The following is a 16,909-nucleotide window of genomic DNA, read 5'->3' as shown; positions in this document are numbered from 1 at the left end:
GGCGTTTGAGAATTTATTATGCTAATCAAATTATTAACCAAAGTTTTTGGTAGTCGTAACGATCGTACCCTGCGCCGTATGCGCAAAGCTGTAAACATCATCAACGGTATGGAACCGGCGATGGAGAAGCTCTCTGATGATGAGCTGAAGGCGAAAACCGCGGAGTTCCGCGCACGCCTGGAAAAAGGCGAAACCTTAGAGAGCCTGATCCCGGAAGCTTTCGCCGTTGTGCGTGAAGCGAGTAAACGTGTGTTTGGCATGCGTCACTTCGACGTTCAATTGCTAGGCGGTATGGTGCTTAACGAACGCTGCATCGCGGAAATGCGTACTGGTGAAGGTAAAACCCTGACCGCAACGCTGCCGGCTTACCTGAATGCACTGACCGGTAAGGGCGTTCACGTCGTTACCGTCAACGACTATCTGGCCCAGCGTGATGCCGAAAACAACCGTCCGCTGTTCGAATTCCTCGGCATGACCGTCGGCATCAACATGTCCGGACTGCCGGCACCCGCCAAGCGCGAAGCCTACAACGCGGACATCACCTACGGCACCAACAACGAATACGGCTTCGACTACCTGCGCGACAACATGGCGTTCAGCCCGGAAGAGCGCGTCCAGCGTAAGCTGCACTATGCGCTGGTGGATGAGGTTGACTCCATTCTGATCGATGAAGCGCGTACCCCGCTGATCATCTCCGGCCCGGCCGAAGACAGCTCTGACATGTACCGTAAAGTCGACAAAATCATTCCACACCTGCTGCGTCAGGAGAAAGAAGACTCCGATACCTTCCAGGGTGAAGGTCACTTCTCCGTAGATGAAAAAGCGCGCCAGGTGAACCTGACCGAACGCGGTCTGGTGAAAATCGAAGAGCTGCTGGTGGCTGAAGGCATTATGGAAGAAGGTGAGTCTCTGTACTCTCCGAGCAACATTATGCTGATGCATCACGTAACCGCCGCGCTGCGTGCCCACGCGTTGTTCACCCGCGACGTTGATTACATCGTGAAAGACGGTGAAGTCATCATTGTCGATGAACACACCGGCCGTACCATGCAGGGTCGTCGCTGGTCCGATGGCCTGCACCAGGCGGTGGAAGCGAAAGAAGGCGTGGACATTCAAAACGAAAACCAGACGCTGGCCTCAATCACCTTCCAGAACTACTTCCGTCTGTATGAGAAGCTGGCGGGGATGACCGGTACCGCAGATACCGAAGCGTTTGAATTCAGCTCCATCTACAAGCTGGATACCGTGGTTGTGCCAACCAACCGTCCGATGATCCGTAAGGATATGCCGGACCTGGTGTACATGACCGAAGCGGAAAAAATTCAGGCGATCATCGAAGATATTCGCGACCGTACTGCCAATGGTCAGCCGGTTCTGGTGGGGACCATCTCCATCGAGAAATCCGAGGTGGTTTCCAATGAGCTGACCAAAGCAGGCATCAAGCACAACGTTCTGAACGCCAAGTTCCACGCTAAAGAAGCGGACATTGTTGCTCAGGCGGGCTATCCGGCAGCCGTGACCATCGCCACCAACATGGCGGGTCGTGGTACCGATATTATGCTCGGCGGTAGCTGGCAGGCTGAAGTCGCTGAGCTGGAAAACCCAACGCCAGAGCAGATCGAGCAGATCAAAGCCGACTGGCAGGTGCGTCACGACGCGGTGCTGGCATCCGGTGGTCTGCACATCATCGGTACCGAGCGTCACGAATCTCGTCGTATCGACAACCAGCTGCGCGGCCGTGCGGGCCGTCAGGGTGATGCCGGTTCTTCCCGCTTCTACCTGTCTATGGAAGATGCGCTGATGCGTATTTTCGCCTCCGACCGCGTGTCCGGCATGATGCGTAAGCTGGGCATGAAGCCTGGTGAAGCCATTGAGCACCCATGGGTGACTAAAGCGATCGCTAACGCCCAGCGTAAAGTTGAAAGCCGCAACTTCGATATTCGTAAGCAGCTGCTGGAATATGATGACGTGGCCAACGATCAGCGTCGCGCGATCTACACCCAGCGTAACGAACTGCTGGACGTGTCCGACGTGAGCGAAACCATCAACAGCATCCGCGAAGATGTGTTCAAAGCCACCATCGACGCGCATATTCCACCGCAGTCTCTGGAAGAGATGTGGGACGTTGAAGGCCTGCAGGAACGTCTGAAAAACGACTTCGATCTCGATCTGCCAATCAAAGAGTGGCTGGATAAAGAGCCTGAGCTGCATGAAGAGACCCTGCGCGAACGTATCTTTGAAACCGCGCTGGAGGTTTATAAGCGTAAGGAAGAAGTGGTTGGCGCTGAGATGATGCGTCACTTCGAAAAAGGCGTGATGCTGCAGACGCTGGACTCCCTGTGGAAAGAGCACCTGGCGGCGATGGACTACCTGCGTCAGGGTATCCACCTGCGCGGCTATGCGCAGAAAGATCCGAAGCAGGAATACAAGCGTGAATCCTTCTCCATGTTTGCCTCTATGCTGGAGTCACTGAAGTACGAAGTGATCAGCACCCTGAGCAAGGTTCAGGTGCGCATGCCGGAAGAAGTGGAAGCGATGGAGCAGCAGCGTCGTGAAGAAGCTGAGCGTCTGGCGCAGATGCAACAGCTGAGCCACCAGACTGACGAAAGCGAAGCCGCAGCAGCGATCGCCGCGCAGACCGGCGATCGTAAAGTCGGTCGTAACGATCCGTGCCCGTGTGGTTCCGGTAAAAAATACAAGGCGTGCCACGGCCGCCTGAGCTAAGAACATAACTAACTGAAAAGGCGCAGATATCTGCGCCTTTTTTATGGGAGTGACGCTATGAAAATACTGCAAATTGCCGTCGGGATTATTCGCAACCCGCAAAACCAAATCTTCATCACCCAGCGCGCTGCTGACGCCCATATGGCGAACAAGTGGGAGTTTCCTGGCGGGAAAATCGAATCAGGAGAAACACCGGAAGAGGCGCTGGTGCGTGAGCTGCAGGAAGAGGTGGGGATTACCCCGCTTGGCGCCACGCTGTTCGATAAGCTGGAGTATCAGTTTCCCGACAGGCACATCACGCTGTGGTTCTGGCTTGTGGAAAGCTGGGAAGGTGAACCCTGGGGAAAAGAGGGACAGCCGGGTAACTGGGTGGAACTTCAGGTCAGTGATGCCGACAAATTCCCGCCAGCCAATGAGCCTGTGATCCGCCGCTTAGCGACAAACATGTAGGCCTGCCGAACGAATCGCCAGCAGGCTTTGAACGTTACTGCTGGCTTTCGCTCCAGTCATCGCTATCCGAGAGGTCGCCTTCGCTCGGAATTCGTTTCTCTTCCGCCGCCCATTCGCCCAGATCAATGAGCTGACAGCGCTTGCAGCAGAACGGGCGAAACGGACTCACTTCTCCCCAGACGACAGTTTTCCCACAGGTTGGGCAGTTTACGGTGGTGACGTCAGACATTGGCACTCCTTAACAACAGGCCAGTTCAAAATCGAGGCGTTCCGGCACGGTGCCATTTTCACTGTCCAGCGGCATAAAGCGGATCGCGAAACGGCTTTTATGCCCGGAAATTTGTGGATAAAGCTGCTCGCCAAGAGACAAATTTAGACGCAGAAGATCGGCGTCGTCGCCGTTGTCCTGATAAAAACCGTTGAGACTGGTTTGCTTGCGGAACGGGGCAGAGTTACGCACAAGATCAAGGATCAGCGATAGCGTCTGATTCATCGGCTCCAGGCTACCCAGCCAGCTGTTTACCTGGCGATCGCGCTGTTCCTGCGGCATATGCAGCCACATATGCAGCGTTGGCAGATCAAAGCTACAGCAACCGCCCGGTATGCTCAGGCGCTGGCGCACCAGCGCTATCAAACGGTCTTCTCGTAAATATTGCCCAACGCGCGGCGCGGCCATCAGCGTCGTGCTGCTGTTTTTCAACTGCTGGCGTAAGGCGTCAATTCGACTTTGATCCACGCCCGGTACTTCGGCCCAGGCCTGTAATTTACGCTGCTGGCGCTCCAGCTCTTTCAACAACTCCGTGCGGACATCGCCACGTTCAATCACATCCAGCAGATCGCCTACGTTGCGAAAGAAGTGCAACGCCGTGGCATGATCGTTAACAGGCAGATGTTGTGAAAGCTGATGGATGAGAAATTCAATGCGCAGCCAGGTACGCATTTTTTCATTAAGCGGGTGCTCAAAAAGGATGTGAGTCGACATTATGGTTTTTCCTGTGCAACGGCCTGCGCGGCGAAGGTTAGATACTGCTCGTGCAGGCGGGCAACATCCGATGCAATGGCATCTGGTGCGCCGTTATTATCAATAACATCATCCGCAACGGCAAGGCGCTGAGCGCGAGTGGCCTGAGCGGCAAGAATTTGTTCAGCATGTTCACGCGAGACGTGGTCGCGCGTCATGGTTCGCTGGATTTGCGTCTCGGGTGTGACATCAATCACCAATACCCGATTGGCTTTCTTATACAACTGATTTTCTACCAGGAGCGGAACCACCCACAGGACATAGGGCGAGCGGGCTGCGGCTATCTGACGCTGAGTTTCCTGGTGGATAATGGGGTGGAGCAGGGCATTAAGCCAGGCTTTTTCCGCAGAATCGGAAAAAATATATTCGCGAAGCTGACGGCGGTTCAGTGTGCCATCGGCATTGATGATTGCCTGACCGAAATGGTCGGCGATGGCCTTTAGCGCGGGTGTATTGGGCTCTACCACCTGACGGGCAATAATATCAGCATCAATAATCGCGATGCCGAGACGAGAAAACGCGTCCGCAACGGTACTTTTGCCACTACCGATGCCGCCGGTTACTGCGACGATATACCCCATTAAATCAAATCCTGGGAATTATTCATTATGGAAATCAGTTGCTTAAAAAACAAACGTGCGACAGTAATTGTTTGATTCTCTTTACCGGCTTTTTACCAGGTAAATTTATAGGATTGTAGCGTAAAAAAAGAGAATTTCGCAGTCTTGCGGAGCAGGTATTAGTGCGTATGATAGCGTCACTGGAGTTGTGCTTTTAACATATTTGCCTCTAACCCCAGGAATCCGCACATGCGTATCGAAGAAGATCTGAAGTTAGGTTTCAAAGACGTTCTTATCCGCCCTAAACGCTCTACACTGAAAAGTCGCTCAGACGTTGAACTCGAACGTCAATTCACCTTTAAGCATTCCGGTCAGACGTGGTCTGGCGTGCCAATCATTGCTGCCAACATGGATACAGTCGGTACCTTTGAGATGGCAACGGCGCTGGCTCAGTTCGATATTCTTACTGCAGTCCACAAGCACTACACTCCTGAAGAGTGGAATGCGTTTGTTGCGTCCGCCTCTGCTGACGTGGTGAAGCACGTGATGGTTTCCACCGGTACTTCCGATGCCGATTTCGAGAAAACCAAACAGATCCTGAATGCCAACCCGGCGCTTAGCTTCGTTTGTATTGATGTGGCGAACGGTTACTCCGAGCACTTCGTGCAGTTCGTCAGCAAGGCTCGCGAAGCCTGGCCGACCAAAACTATCATTGCGGGCAACGTGGTGACCGGTGAAATGTGTGAAGAGCTGATCCTTTCCGGTGCCGACATCGTGAAAGTGGGCATTGGCCCGGGCTCCGTATGCACCACGCGCGTGAAAACCGGAGTTGGTTATCCGCAGCTTTCCGCGGTCATTGAATGTGCCGACGCGGCGCACGGCCTGGGCGGCCAGATCATCAGCGACGGCGGTTGCACCATGCCGGGCGATGTCGCAAAGGCCTTTGGCGGCGGCGCGGACTTCGTCATGCTCGGCGGTATGCTGGCAGGCCACGAAGAGAGCGGCGGCACCGTGGTGGAAGAGAACGGCGAGAAATTCATGCTGTTCTACGGTATGAGCTCTGAATCCGCTATGACCCGCCACGTCGGTGGCGTGGCAAAATACCGTGCGGCAGAAGGCAAAACCGTGAAGCTGCCTCTGCGCGGCCCGGTTGAAAACACCGCGCGCGACATCCTGGGCGGCCTGCGCTCAGCCTGTACCTACGTGGGTGCATCCCGCCTGAAAGAGCTGACGAAACGCACAACGTTTATTCGCGTTCAGGAGCAGGAAAACCGCGTTTTCAATAGCCTGTAATGGCTTTCGCTGGCGCATGCTCGTGCGCCAGCGCTGCTGCACTACCCCGCGCTCATCGCATCTCCCAGATGGAAAATCGGCAGATACATTGCCACCACCAGCGTGCCGATGATAACCCCCGTAACAACCAGGAGCAGTGGCTCCAGAAGCGCCGCCAGGTTGTCTGCCCGTTGAAAGGTCTGTTCCGTGTGATGGCGAGCAAGGTTTGCCAGCATGACGTCCAGCGAACCTGACATCTCGCCGGTTCGTAAAAGCTGAATACAGAGCGGGGTAAACATTGCCGCCTTCTGAAAGGACGACCAGACGGGGAGACCTTTTTCAATGTTCTCGCGTATGCTGCGGAGTATTCCCTGCCAGTACCGGCTTTCAACAGTCTCTTCTGCACTTTCAAGCCCCTGTAAGAATGCTATGCCCGCCTGCTGCGTGAGCGACAGCACGGTGAAGATCTGCCCCAGTTTTTGCCCTTTCGCCAGCGCGCCCATTACGGGAAAACTCAGCAGAATACGCTGCCAGCGAGGATGGCGTCGCAGAGGCCAGGCTGCGGTTACGGGAACAAGCAGCATCGCGAACAGCGCAAGGGCATATGACTGCATAAACGCGGCTATCCCCATAACAATTCGCGTCAGCGCCGGAAGCGGGGTATTAAAGGTTTTGTAGATCGCGGCAAATTCGGGCAAAACCAGGGTGACCATTGCCAGCACGACGAGCACGGCCAGCGTCAGGACGATCGCCGGGTAGCGCAGCGCTTTTTTCACCTTCGCGCTGAGCTGCTGCTGCGCTTTTTGCTGCTCTGCAAGCGCTCGGCAGCACGCTTCAAGCTTCCCCGTTAGCTCTCCGGTTTTCACCATTGAGATATGCAGTGGGCTAAAGACCGCTGGCCACCGTTTGAGCGCCTCAGAAAAAGGACAGCCTTCACTGAGTTCATCGGCAACGTTTTGCAGTAGCCCCCGCCACGGTTCTACTGGATGTTGGTCTGCCAGCATTTGCAGACTATGCGCGAGCGTCAGCCCGGCCTGCAGGAGCGTTGCGAGCTGACGAAACATCTCGTAGCAGTGATGTGGACGCCAGCGGTGCCTTTGAGCGCATCGAGTCAGGGCCAGAGGATGGAGGTCGTTACGCATCAGCCTGGTGAAGGCTGCGTTGCGGTCGGTGGCCCAGAGTACCCCGTTTCGGGGTTCTCCTTCAGCGGAGATTGCTCGCCAGCGCCAGAGTTGATTAGCAGCCATTGGGCATACCCAGAACACGCACTAACTCTTCAAGCGTGGTCATCCCTTGTTCAACGGCCATGCAGCCGTGTTCAAACAGCGAGATGAGTCCAGCCTGTCGGGCGCTGGCTTCAATCACCTCGGTGCCTGCCCCGCTGGCAATAGCCTGGCGTAGGGGATTATCGATCGCAAGTACTTCAAAAATGGCCACGCGCCCGTAAAAACCGTGATAACAACGATCGCAGCCTGCAGGCTGCCAGCGAGGAAGTTGCCGCGGCCAAACCGAGCGCGGCAGGTCCGTATGCTCCCCTGTTTTCTGTCGGCAGTGCGGGCAAAGGCGCCGAACCAGCCGCTGGGCAATCACCATCGAAAGCGCGGAAGAGATCATCCAGCGCGCCACGCCCATCTGCTCCAGACGAATGAGGGTTTCCGTCGTCGAGTTGGTGTGCAGCGTCGACAATACAAGATGCCCGGTCTGCGCGGCTTTAATGGCAATTTCTGCCGTTTCACCATCGCGAATTTCCCCGACCATAATGATGTCCGGATCCTGACGGAGCAGCGCTCTCAGTACGCTCTGGAATGTTAAGCCCGCGCGGGGGTTAACCTGCGTCTGATTTAACCCCGCAAGCGGGATCTCGATGGGATCCTCCACGCTGCAGATGTTGACGTCAGGGGTGTTACGCGCCTGCAGCGCGCTGTAGAGCGTTACGGTTTTGCCGCTGCCCGTCGGGCCGGTGACCAGAATTAGCCCCTGAGGCTGGTGGAGTACCTCATTAAAACAGGCCAGCTGTTTAGCGCTCATGCCAAGCGCGTTCGGTTCCAGCGCCTGCTGAACCTGATGTAGCAAACGCAGCACAATTTTCTCACCGCCGTTGCATGGAAGCGTGGCGATACGAAACGAGACCGGCTCGTTTGTCAGCTCAATCGTAAACTGACCGTCCTGCGGCAAGCGTCGTTCCGCAATATCCAGATTACCCAGCACTTTTAACCGGGCGCTGAGCATCGTCGCCAGCGCGGCGGAAAGGGGAGGCTGCGGATAAAGTACCCCGTCGATACGTAAGCGGATCTGGCACGCGTGCTCCATTGGTTCGATATGGATGTCAGACGCGCGCTGGTTTACTGCCTGCTGCAGCGTGTGGTTGAGGATGTCCACCGCGGAGTGGGGTTGCGAAACGACGGGCAGATGCGATTGCGCGGTTAACTGCCGGTGCTTTTCCATGCGTTCAGCGCTCCAGCATTCGATATCAATCCGCTTCTGGGTCGCGAAGCGCAGGGCCTCCATCAGTTCAGGCGCGGGGGTTCCCACGACGGCGATGCTAATCATGTCGCTGTCACTGGTGAGCAGCAGGGCATGGTGGCGAAGACAAAGCGCCACGAGTTGATCGGTGTTCATTATCCGCTCCTTAGTTAGTGTCGAAGCGGAAGACGTCTTCGCAGGCCTGCTTAAGCGCGCTGTCAGCACTGATATTGCAGTCACGCGTCCAGCCCGTCATACCGTTGCCGTTGCTCCACTGCGGCGTCATGGTTACCGTCAGCCCGTTCAGGCTCTCCTGGCCTGTTAAGGTCACGACCCCTTTCGCCACGCTCATTCCTGAAACGTAACGCGTCGTGGCAGGAGAGGGAATACCGTTACTGCCGGCATCGCAGCTCTCCACGCCGCCGCGATCGAGCGCGCAAAGCTCAATGGCAGTGCGATAGGGAACGAAAGTTTGCAGCATATCGGTGAGGGCTGCTTTACACAGGTAGTTCTGATAGGCGGGAACGCCGATGGCGCTCAGAATCGCAATGATGCCAATGACCACCATCAGCTCAATGAGTGTGAATCCTTGTTGTCTGTCCATATCTGCTCCTTATGCAAAGTGGCGCTACTTTGTCAGCGGGACAGGGCAGAAACGAGGGGCAAAAAAGAGAACGAGAAAGGAGCTTCAGAGAATTCATTCCGTGTTGCAGAGAAGGACAATGGATTTGCGAGCGAGGCTGAAATTCCCCTCTCCGGACAGAGAGGGGAGCGTGCGTTATTTGAAGCGCATTGAGAGATCGAGGGCGCGCACGTGCTTGGTCAGCGCGCCAACGGAGATGTAGTCCACGCCGGTTTCGGCGAACTCACGGATCGTCTCGAAAGTGACGTTTCCGGACACTTCAAGCTGGGCCCGGCCGTTGGTCAGTTTCACCGCCTCGCGCATCTGCTCCGTCTCGAAGTTATCGAGCATGATGATATCGGCCCCGGCCTTGATCGCCTGCTCCAGCTCTTCCAGGCTTTCGACCTCCACCTCAACCGGCACGTCCGGGTGCAGCCAGAAGGCCTTCTCCACCGCCTGACGCACGGAGCCCGAGGCAATAATGTGGTTCTCTTTAATCAGGAAAGCGTCGGACAGGCCCAGACGATGGTTTGCGCCGCCGCCGCAGAGCACCGCATACTTCAGCGCCGTGCGCAGGCCCGGCAGCGTTTTGCGGGTATCAAGCAGCTGGGTACGGGTGCCGGCCAGCAGGTCAACGTAGCGGCGCACTTCACTGGCGACGCCAGAGAGCGTTTGGACAAAATTGAGCGCGGTACGCTCGCCGGTCAGTAATACGCGGGAAGGACCGTCCAGCTCGAACAGCGGCTGATTGGCGGTCACTGCATCACCATCATCAACGTGCCATGTCACCTGTACATCGTCACCCGCCAGCTGAGTAAAGACCTCTTCAACCCAACGCTTGCCGCAGAAAACGCCCTCCTCACGGGTGATAATGACCGCGTGCGAGCGTGTCTCTTTTGGCAACAATTGTGCGGTAATATCTTTATCGGCGTTAACGTCACCCCCCAGGTCTTCTTTCAACGCATGGGCGACGCTTGCCGGAATATCCATATTAATACGTTCCAGAAGCGCTTCACGTCGGTGGTCGGGGTTGTAGCGGCGAGGCGGCATGATAAAACTCCAAATTGGTAACGAATCATAATATTGAAACATGCTACTCTGAACCGAGTCATTGCACCATACAGAAGGAGTTCCAGCATGTTGTTAGAAAACGGATGGCTGGTGGATGCGCGGCATGTGCCCTCGCCGCACCACGACTGCCGCCCGGAGGATGAAAAGCCCACACTGCTGGTGGTTCATAATATTAGCCTCCCGCCGGGTGAGTTTGGCGGCCCGTGGATCGATGCGTTATTCACGGGAACGATAGATCCCAATGCTCATCCCTTCTTCGCTGAGATTGCGCATCTGCGCGTGTCGGCTCACTGCCTGATTCGCCGTGATGGTGAGGTAGTTCAGTATGTTCCTTTTGATAAGCGCGCCTGGCATGCCGGGGTATCGATGTATCACGGGCGCGAACGGTGCAACGATTTCTCGATTGGGATTGAGCTGGAAGGCACGGATACTACCCCCTACACCGATGCCCAGTATCAGCAGCTGGTTGCTATTACCCACACGCTTATCGGACTCTACCCGGCAATCGCCGACAATATTACCGGGCACAGCGATATCGCTCCGGCGAGAAAAACCGATCCCGGCCCGGCATTTGACTGGCCGCGGTTTCGCGCCATGCTTGCCGCGTCGTCAGAATAAGGAGATACCATGACGTTGTTTACCATGCTGCTGGTTATCATCGCTGAACGCCTGTTCAAGCTCGGTGAGCACTGGCAACTGGATCACCGGCTGGAGGTGTTATTCCGCCGCATTAAGCACTTTTCCATGCTGCGCACGCTGCTGATGATGGCGGGCGTCATGCTGATTACCTTCCTGCTGCTGCGCTCGCTGTACGGACTCTTTTTCAACGTGCCGCTGCTGGTGGTGTGGATCCTGCTCGGCGTGCTGTGCATTGGTGCGGGCAAGGTGCGTTTGCACTATCACGCCTACCTGAAAGCCGCCTCCCGTGACGATGCCCACGCGCGCGGCGCGATGGCGAGCGAGCTGACGATGATCCACGGCGTGCCGCCGGACTGCGACGAGCGCGAGTTCCTGCGCGAGCTGCAAAACGCGCTGCTTTGGATTAACTTCCGCTACTACCTGGCTCCGCTGTTCTGGTTTGTGGTGGGCGGCCCGTGGGGGCCGGTACTGCTGATGGGCTATGCGTTCCTGCGCGCCTGGCAGACCTGGCTTGCCCGTTATCTGACGCCGCATGAGCGTTTGCTGTCCGGCATTGATGCCATACTGCACGTGCTCGACTGGCTACCGGTGCGTCTGGTGGGCGTGGTGTACGCCTTAATTGGGCACGGTGAAAAAGCGCTGCCCGCATGGTTCGCTTCTCTTGGGGACCGCCATACGTCCCAGTACCAGGTGTTGACGCGCCTGGCGCAGTTCTCGCTGGCGCGCGAACCGCATACCGACAAGATCGAAACGCCAAAGGCCGCCGTCTCCATGGCGAAGAAAACCTCGTTTGTGGTGGTGGTGATTGTGGCGCTGCTGACGATTTACGGCACGCTGGTGTAACCCAGCGCGCCGCAGAGGCTATAACGTATCCGCAGGCGGGATGTCGAAATCAGGCATCCCGTTTTCGTCCCAGCGGACAAGCTTCAGGCGGGTATGACGGTTCGGATCGTAAAGCGGATCGCCTTCAATTTCGGTGTAATTTCTTGCGTGATACACCAATACATCTTCCCCTTCCGGCGTTTGCGTAAAGCTGTTGTGGCCTGGCCCGTACTGGCGGTTCTCATAGCTGGTGACGAAAACCGGGCGAGGGGATTTGTGCCAGTTTGCCGGGTTTTGCGGATCGGCGTTAAGGTCTATCCACAGTAACCCCATGCAGTAGTTCTCATCGGTGGCGCTGGCGGAGTAGCTGATAAACAGCTTATCGCCGTGAACCAGCACCGCCGGACCTTCGTTGACCCAGAAACCACGGCATTCCCAGTCGTATTCTGGCTTGCTGAGCATCACCGGCTCGCCTTTCAGCGTCCACGGGTTCTCCATTTCACACAGATAGAGGTTAGAGTTGCCGGAAATATCCGGGGCTTTTTGCGCCCACAGGTACCAGCGTTTGCCCTGATGAACAAAGGTGGTGGCGTCCAGGGCGAAGGTGTCGAACGGGGTGTTGATTTGCCCTTTCTCGATCCAGGTACCGCTGAGCGGATCGCGGTCCGCACACTCAATCGCAAACATGCGGTGCTGGAACATCCCGAGCGCGTCGAGCGCCTGGGTGTGCGTCGCGGCAAAATAGATGTACCACTTTCCGTCAATGTGGTGCAGTTCTGGCGCCCAGATTAGCTGGCTCATCGGGCCGGTCTCGGGTTTGCGCCAGACCACCACCTCTTCAGCGTCGCGTAGTCCTTCCAGCGAGTCTGCGCGGCGGATCGCCAGCCTGTCGTACTGCGGCACGGAGGCAATAAAATAGTACTGTCCCTCATGGCGTAAAATGTACGGGTCGGCGCGTTGTTCGATAAACGGGTTTGGCCAGTTAGGCATGCGGCTTTCCTTATTTAGTCTCAGCGGCTTTGAGTTCCTGATAGTCATTCAGCTCGCGGTAGTTGGTACGGCGCTTTTCCAGATCGGCCTGGATCTGCTTCATGGTTTCGCGGTCCACCTTCAGCAGACGTACCACCCCAGCGGTAATTAAGTATCCAATGCCCGGAATGACGGTAAAGAGCAGCACGATCCCGTTAATGGCATCCGCGCTTTGCGCTTTTGCGCCCGCGTCATAACCGTACCAGGAGAGCAGGAAGCCGACCATCGCACCGGCAATCGCCAGGCCCAGTTTCAGGAAGAAGATGTTACCCGAGAAACTGATCCCGGTGATGCGTTTCCCGGTTTTCCACTCGCCGTAGTCGTCCACGTCGGCCATCAGCGACCAGTGCAGCGGAGACGGGATCTGGTGCAGGATGTTAAGCAGGAAATAGAGCACAACGATGGTAACGGTGGCTTTCGGGTCGAAGAAATAGAAGGCGCAGGAGAATGCCGCCAGCACGATATTGGTCCAGAAGAAGACCTTCAGCTTACACCAGCGGTCGGTCAGCACTTTCGCCAGCACGCTGCCAAGCATCATGCCGACAACGCCCAGGCTGATAAACAGCGTGGCGAAGTGGGTGCTCTGGCCCATCACCCAGGTGACGTAATACATGGTCGCCGCCATGCGGATAAAGCCCGGGCAGACGTTGCACAGCGTGAGCAGCAAAATGCGCACCCACTGGTCGTTTTTCCACACGTCTTTCAGGTCGTTTTTCAGCTCGTCGTTGGTTTGCACTGCCGGACGCACGCGCTCGCGCACGGTGGCGAAGCAGAACAGGAACATACAGGTACCAATCAGCGCCAGGACGGTCATCGCCATCTGGTAGCCTTTGGCTTTGTTATCCCCGCCAAACCAGTCGGCCATCGGCAGCAGCGTTAAGGAGAGCAGCAGCGTGGCGATGCCGACCAGCACGAAGCGATACGACTGGCAGGCCACGCGCTCTTTTGGATCGTTGGTGATCACTCCACCTAACGAGCAGTAAGGGATGTTGATGGCCGTATAGGTTAACGAGAGCAGGAAGTAGGTGACAAACGCATAGATAACTTTGCTGTTATAGCTCCACTCCGGGGTGGTGAACATCAGAATGCTGAACAGCGCGTAGGGGAACGCAATCCACAGCAGCCATGGACGAAACCGGCCATATTTACTGCGGGTACGGTCGGCAATCGCCCCCATAATCGGGTCCGTTACGGCGTCAATCACGCGGACGGACAGCAGCAGCACGCCGACCAGCGCAGGCGCCAGGCCAAAAATATCCGTATAGAAATAGTTAACAAACAGCATGATGGCGCCGAAGATGATGTTGCATCCCGCGTCGCCCATCCCATAGCCGATCTTTTCTTTTACTGACAGTTTGTTGTTATCCATCGACAGCTCTCCGGTTTACGGTATGGGGAGAATTATTCGCTGGCAAAGGAATATATGCGTTGCAGTATCAGGGCGGTGATATGGATAAATGTGCTGTTGGCGTGAAAGTGTGAAGGAGGTAACAACGCGCAGCACCCGCAAAAACAGGTGCCGCGGCGAGAGGTTTAGTGCGCCTTCATGGCATTACGGCTTTTCTGGCTGAAGAGATAGCCAACGCCAAGGATCGCAATCCAGACCGGGATCAGGTAGACGGAAATCGCCATGCCCGGCGTGATCAGCATGATCACCAGCACGGCCGCCATAAACAGCAGGCAAATCCAGTTACCCAGCGGATAGAGCAGGGCAGGGAAGCGCGTGGTAACGCCCTGCTGCTGTTTCGCGCGGCGGAACTTCATGTGCGCCAGGCTGATCATCGCCCAGTTGATAACCAGAGCAGAGACTACCAGCGCCATCAGCAGGCCAAACGCCGATTCCGGTGCCATGTAGTTAATCAGCACGCACAGGGCGGTCACGATGGCTGAAACAATGATGGTATTCACCGGCACGCCGCGTTTATCCACGTTGAGCAGCATCTTCGGCGCGTTGCCCTGCTGGGCCAGGCCGAACAGCATACGGCTGTTGCAGTATACGCAGCTGTTGTAAACGGAGAGCGCTGCGGTCAGCACCACGATGTTCAGGGCGTTGGCGACAAAGGTATCGCCCAGCTCGTGGAAGATGAGAACAAACGGGCTGGTGTCAGCGGTCACGCGCGTCCACGGCAGCAGGGAGAGCAGCACGGCCAGTGAGCCCACATAGAAGATCAGAATACGGTAGATAACCTGATTCGTGGCTTTCGGGATGCTTTGCTCCGGGTTATCGGCTTCGGCAGCGGTAATACCCACCAGCTCCAGGCCGCCGAAGGAGAACATAATGATCGCCATCATCATCACCAGACCGGTCATGCCGTGAGGCAGGAAGCCGCCCTGTTCCCAGAGGTTACGCACGGTAGCCTGCGGGCCGCCGTTGCCGCTGAACAGCAGCCAGCCACCGAAGATGATCATCGCCACAACGGCAATGACTTTGATAATGGCAAACCAGAACTCCATCTCGCCGAACACTTTTACGTTGGTCAGGTTAATGGCGTTGATAATCACGAAGAAGGCTGCAGCAGACGCCCATGTGGGGATCTCGGGGTACCAGAACTGAATGTACTTCCCGACGGCGGTCAGCTCGGCCATAGCAACCAGAACGTACAGCACCCAGTAGTTCCAGCCGGAGGCGAAGCCCGCAAAGCTGCCCCAGTATTTATAGGCAAAGTGGCTGAACGAGCCTGCGACCGGCTCTTCAACGACCATTTCGCCAAGCTGGCGCATGATCAGAAAAGCGATGAAACCCGCAATCGCGTAACCCAAAATAATACCCGGACCGGCTGACTGGATAACGGATGCGCTGCCCAGAAACAGGCCGGTACCAATCGCACCGCCCAGTGCGATGAGCTGTATATGGCGGTTTTTAAGTCCGCGCTTTAGCTGATCGCCGTGCTGTTGAGCTTCCATTTGAAACCTCGTGTGTGGTTGTTATGTTCACGCTGTGCGTGTGTAATTATGAAAGTCCATATTCTGTATTTATTTCTTTACGGTTAAACAAACCGAAAAAAGCGGAGATGACTTCCGTAAGCGCCAGAATAGTGGTAAGCGCCTGCGAATGCACCTGCTTTATGAAGGGATGCTGACGACTTGAATAAAAAGAAAGCATTTGTAAATCGGCCCGCTTATTCTTCCTAACCCAACCTATAGAATAGAAATGCTTCTTAAGTGGGCGAATTTTCATTATTTGCCATGTTGAATCGCTTCAGATTGCAAAAACCCTCGTTTCATTATGGTTAAAACTCCCTCTTCGGGAGTAATCAACTCATTTGTGCAAAGTTACATTTCTGAAACGTTATTTCTGTAAGGTTGTTAAAATGTGCAGGGTTTACTGATTTCAATCAAAACCAATATGGACAGAAGGTGAATACTTTGTTACTTTAGCGATACGAACTAGAAATTGGTAAGACCAATTGACTCCGGGCAAAAAGGCGTAAGACAGGGAATATGGCCTACAGCAAAATTCGCCAACCAAAACTATCTGATGTGATTGAGCAGCAGCTGGAGTTTTTAATCCTCGAAGGGACTCTGCGCCCGGGTGAGAAACTTCCGCCAGAACGCGAGCTGGCAAAACAGTTCGACGTTTCACGTCCCTCTCTGCGTGAGGCGATTCAACGCCTCGAAGCAAAGGGCTTGCTGCTTCGTCGCCAGGGCGGCGGAACCTTTGTGCAAAACAGCCTGTGGCAGAGCTTCAGCGATCCGCTGGTAGAACTTCTCTCTGACCACCCAGAATCCCAGTTTGACCTGCTTGAGACCCGTCACGCGCTTGAAGGTATTGCGGCCTATTACGCCGCCCTTCGCAGCACTGATGAAGATCGCGTGCGTATCCGCGAACTGCATCAGGCCATTGAACGGGCACAGCAGTCCGGCGATTTAGACGCCGAGTCCAGCGCCGTTGTCCAGTATCAAATCGCCGTTACCGAAGCGGCACACAACGTGGTGCTCCTCCATCTGCTACGCTGCATGGAGCCGATGCTGGCCCAGAACGTTCGTCAGAATTTTGAATTGTTGTATGCCCGTCGGGAGATGCTCCCGCTGGTAAGCAACCATCGCACCCGAGTATTCGAGGCGATAATGGCCGGGGAGCCGGAGCAGGCGCGCGAAGCGTCGCACCGTCACCTGGCTTTCATTGAGGAAATCTTGCTGGACCGCAGCCGTGAACAATCGCGTCGCGAACGTTCATTACGCCGCATACAGCAACGAAAGGATTAAGCGCCAGGTACTTTTAGAGCGCGGCAACTA

The 16,909-nt window shown here is 55.8% G+C and carries 17 protein-coding genes; 6 read left to right on the top strand and 11 right to left on the bottom strand.

The window, feature by feature from the left end; translation table 11 throughout:
* Positions 1-18: 18 nt before the first annotated feature.
* Both secA and mutT read left to right on the top strand, forming a co-directional pair.
* Complete coding sequence (gene secA, locus INF73_RS07455; RefSeq protein WP_045259459.1) at positions 19-2,724, top strand: preprotein translocase subunit SecA; 2,706 nt, start codon at positions 19-21, stop codon at positions 2,722-2,724.
* A gap of 57 nt (positions 2,725-2,781) precedes the next feature.
* On the top strand, positions 2,782-3,174 hold the full coding sequence (gene mutT / locus INF73_RS07450) for an 8-oxo-dGTP diphosphatase MutT (RefSeq protein ID WP_028015515.1): 393 nt from the start codon (positions 2,782-2,784) through the stop codon (positions 3,172-3,174).
* Positions 3,175-3,208: 34 nt separating this feature from the next.
* Here mutT and yacG read toward each other — a convergent pair whose 3' ends face one another.
* The 3 genes from yacG to coaE are packed head-to-tail and all read right to left on the bottom strand — an operon-like array spanning position 3,209 to position 4,776.
* Complete coding sequence (gene yacG / locus INF73_RS07445) at positions 3,209-3,403, bottom strand: DNA gyrase inhibitor YacG (protein ID WP_028015516.1); 195 nt, start codon at positions 3,401-3,403, stop codon at positions 3,209-3,211.
* Positions 3,404-3,412: 9 nt separating this feature from the next.
* Positions 3,413-4,156 carry a cell division protein ZapD gene (gene zapD / locus INF73_RS07440; protein ID WP_193541106.1) on the bottom strand — a complete coding sequence of 248 codons (744 nt, stop codon included), beginning with the start codon at positions 4,154-4,156 and terminating at the stop codon, positions 3,413-3,415.
* Positions 4,156-4,776 (bottom strand): dephospho-CoA kinase, encoded by a 621-nt coding sequence (gene coaE, locus INF73_RS07435; RefSeq protein WP_041911241.1) that lies wholly within the window; start codon positions 4,774-4,776, stop codon positions 4,156-4,158. Before coaE ends, zapD begins: the two co-directional genes overlap by 1 nt.
* A gap of 228 nt (positions 4,777-5,004) precedes the next feature.
* Between coaE and INF73_RS07430 the strand changes: the two genes are divergently transcribed.
* Complete coding sequence (locus tag INF73_RS07430) at positions 5,005-6,048, top strand: GMP reductase (protein WP_028015519.1); 1,044 nt, start codon at positions 5,005-5,007, stop codon at positions 6,046-6,048.
* Positions 6,049-6,089: 41 nt separating this feature from the next.
* Here INF73_RS07430 and hofC read toward each other — a convergent pair whose 3' ends face one another.
* The 4 genes from hofC to nadC form a co-directional block, all read right to left on the bottom strand.
* Positions 6,090-7,274, bottom strand: a complete 1,185-nt coding sequence (hofC, locus tag INF73_RS07425; RefSeq protein ID WP_059357873.1) for a protein transport protein HofC — start codon at positions 7,272-7,274, stop codon at positions 6,090-6,092.
* Entirely contained in the window at positions 7,264-8,646 is a 1,383-nt protein-coding gene (gene gspE / locus INF73_RS07420) for a type II secretion system protein GspE (protein ID WP_059357874.1), read from the bottom strand. Before gspE ends, hofC begins: the two co-directional genes overlap by 11 nt.
* A 10-nt stretch (positions 8,647-8,656) precedes the next feature.
* Positions 8,657-9,094, bottom strand: a complete 438-nt coding sequence (gene ppdD, locus INF73_RS07415) for a prepilin peptidase-dependent pilin (RefSeq protein ID WP_059357875.1) — start codon at positions 9,092-9,094, stop codon at positions 8,657-8,659.
* A gap of 174 nt (positions 9,095-9,268) precedes the next feature.
* Positions 9,269-10,162 (bottom strand): carboxylating nicotinate-nucleotide diphosphorylase, encoded by an 894-nt coding sequence (nadC, locus tag INF73_RS07410; RefSeq protein ID WP_045259465.1) that lies wholly within the window; start codon positions 10,160-10,162, stop codon positions 9,269-9,271.
* Positions 10,163-10,249: 87 nt separating this feature from the next.
* Between nadC and ampD the strand changes: the two genes are divergently transcribed.
* Both ampD and ampE read left to right on the top strand, forming a co-directional pair.
* Positions 10,250-10,801: a 1,6-anhydro-N-acetylmuramyl-L-alanine amidase AmpD gene (ampD, locus tag INF73_RS07405; RefSeq protein ID WP_028015524.1), complete on the top strand. Its 552-nt coding sequence runs from the start codon at positions 10,250-10,252 to the stop codon at positions 10,799-10,801.
* Between the two features lie 9 nt (positions 10,802-10,810).
* A complete protein-coding gene (gene ampE, locus INF73_RS07400; protein ID WP_028015525.1) occupies positions 10,811-11,665 on the top strand; it encodes a beta-lactamase regulator AmpE in 855 nt (284 codons plus the stop codon).
* Between the two features lie 18 nt (positions 11,666-11,683).
* Here ampE and INF73_RS07395 read toward each other — a convergent pair whose 3' ends face one another.
* From INF73_RS07395 to INF73_RS07380, 4 genes are all read right to left on the bottom strand, one after another.
* Complete coding sequence (locus INF73_RS07395) at positions 11,684-12,634, bottom strand: family 43 glycosylhydrolase (RefSeq protein WP_193541108.1); 951 nt, start codon at positions 12,632-12,634, stop codon at positions 11,684-11,686.
* Between the two features lie 10 nt (positions 12,635-12,644).
* Positions 12,645-14,042 carry a glycoside-pentoside-hexuronide (GPH):cation symporter gene (locus INF73_RS07390; RefSeq protein ID WP_045259469.1) on the bottom strand — a complete coding sequence of 466 codons (1,398 nt, stop codon included), beginning with the start codon at positions 14,040-14,042 and terminating at the stop codon, positions 12,645-12,647.
* A 164-nt stretch (positions 14,043-14,206) separates the two neighbouring features.
* Complete coding sequence (gene aroP, locus INF73_RS07385; RefSeq protein ID WP_028015528.1) at positions 14,207-15,577, bottom strand: aromatic amino acid transporter AroP; 1,371 nt, start codon at positions 15,575-15,577, stop codon at positions 14,207-14,209.
* 46 nt (positions 15,578-15,623) lie between these two features.
* A complete protein-coding gene (locus tag INF73_RS07380; RefSeq protein WP_082827687.1) occupies positions 15,624-15,851 on the bottom strand; it encodes a hypothetical protein in 228 nt (75 codons plus the stop codon).
* Positions 15,852-16,114: 263 nt separating this feature from the next.
* Between INF73_RS07380 and pdhR the strand changes: the two genes are divergently transcribed.
* Positions 16,115-16,879, top strand: a complete 765-nt coding sequence (gene pdhR / locus INF73_RS07375) for a pyruvate dehydrogenase complex transcriptional repressor PdhR (protein ID WP_006173806.1) — start codon at positions 16,115-16,117, stop codon at positions 16,877-16,879.
* Positions 16,880-16,909: the final 30 nt, after the last annotated feature.

Source organism: Enterobacter cloacae complex sp. P6RS, assembly GCF_014982245.1.
GTDB lineage: Bacteria > Pseudomonadota > Gammaproteobacteria > Enterobacterales > Enterobacteriaceae > Enterobacter > Enterobacter bugandensis.
The sequence above is the reverse complement of the archived record's forward strand: the minus strand, read 5'-3'. Positions and strand labels throughout refer to the sequence as shown.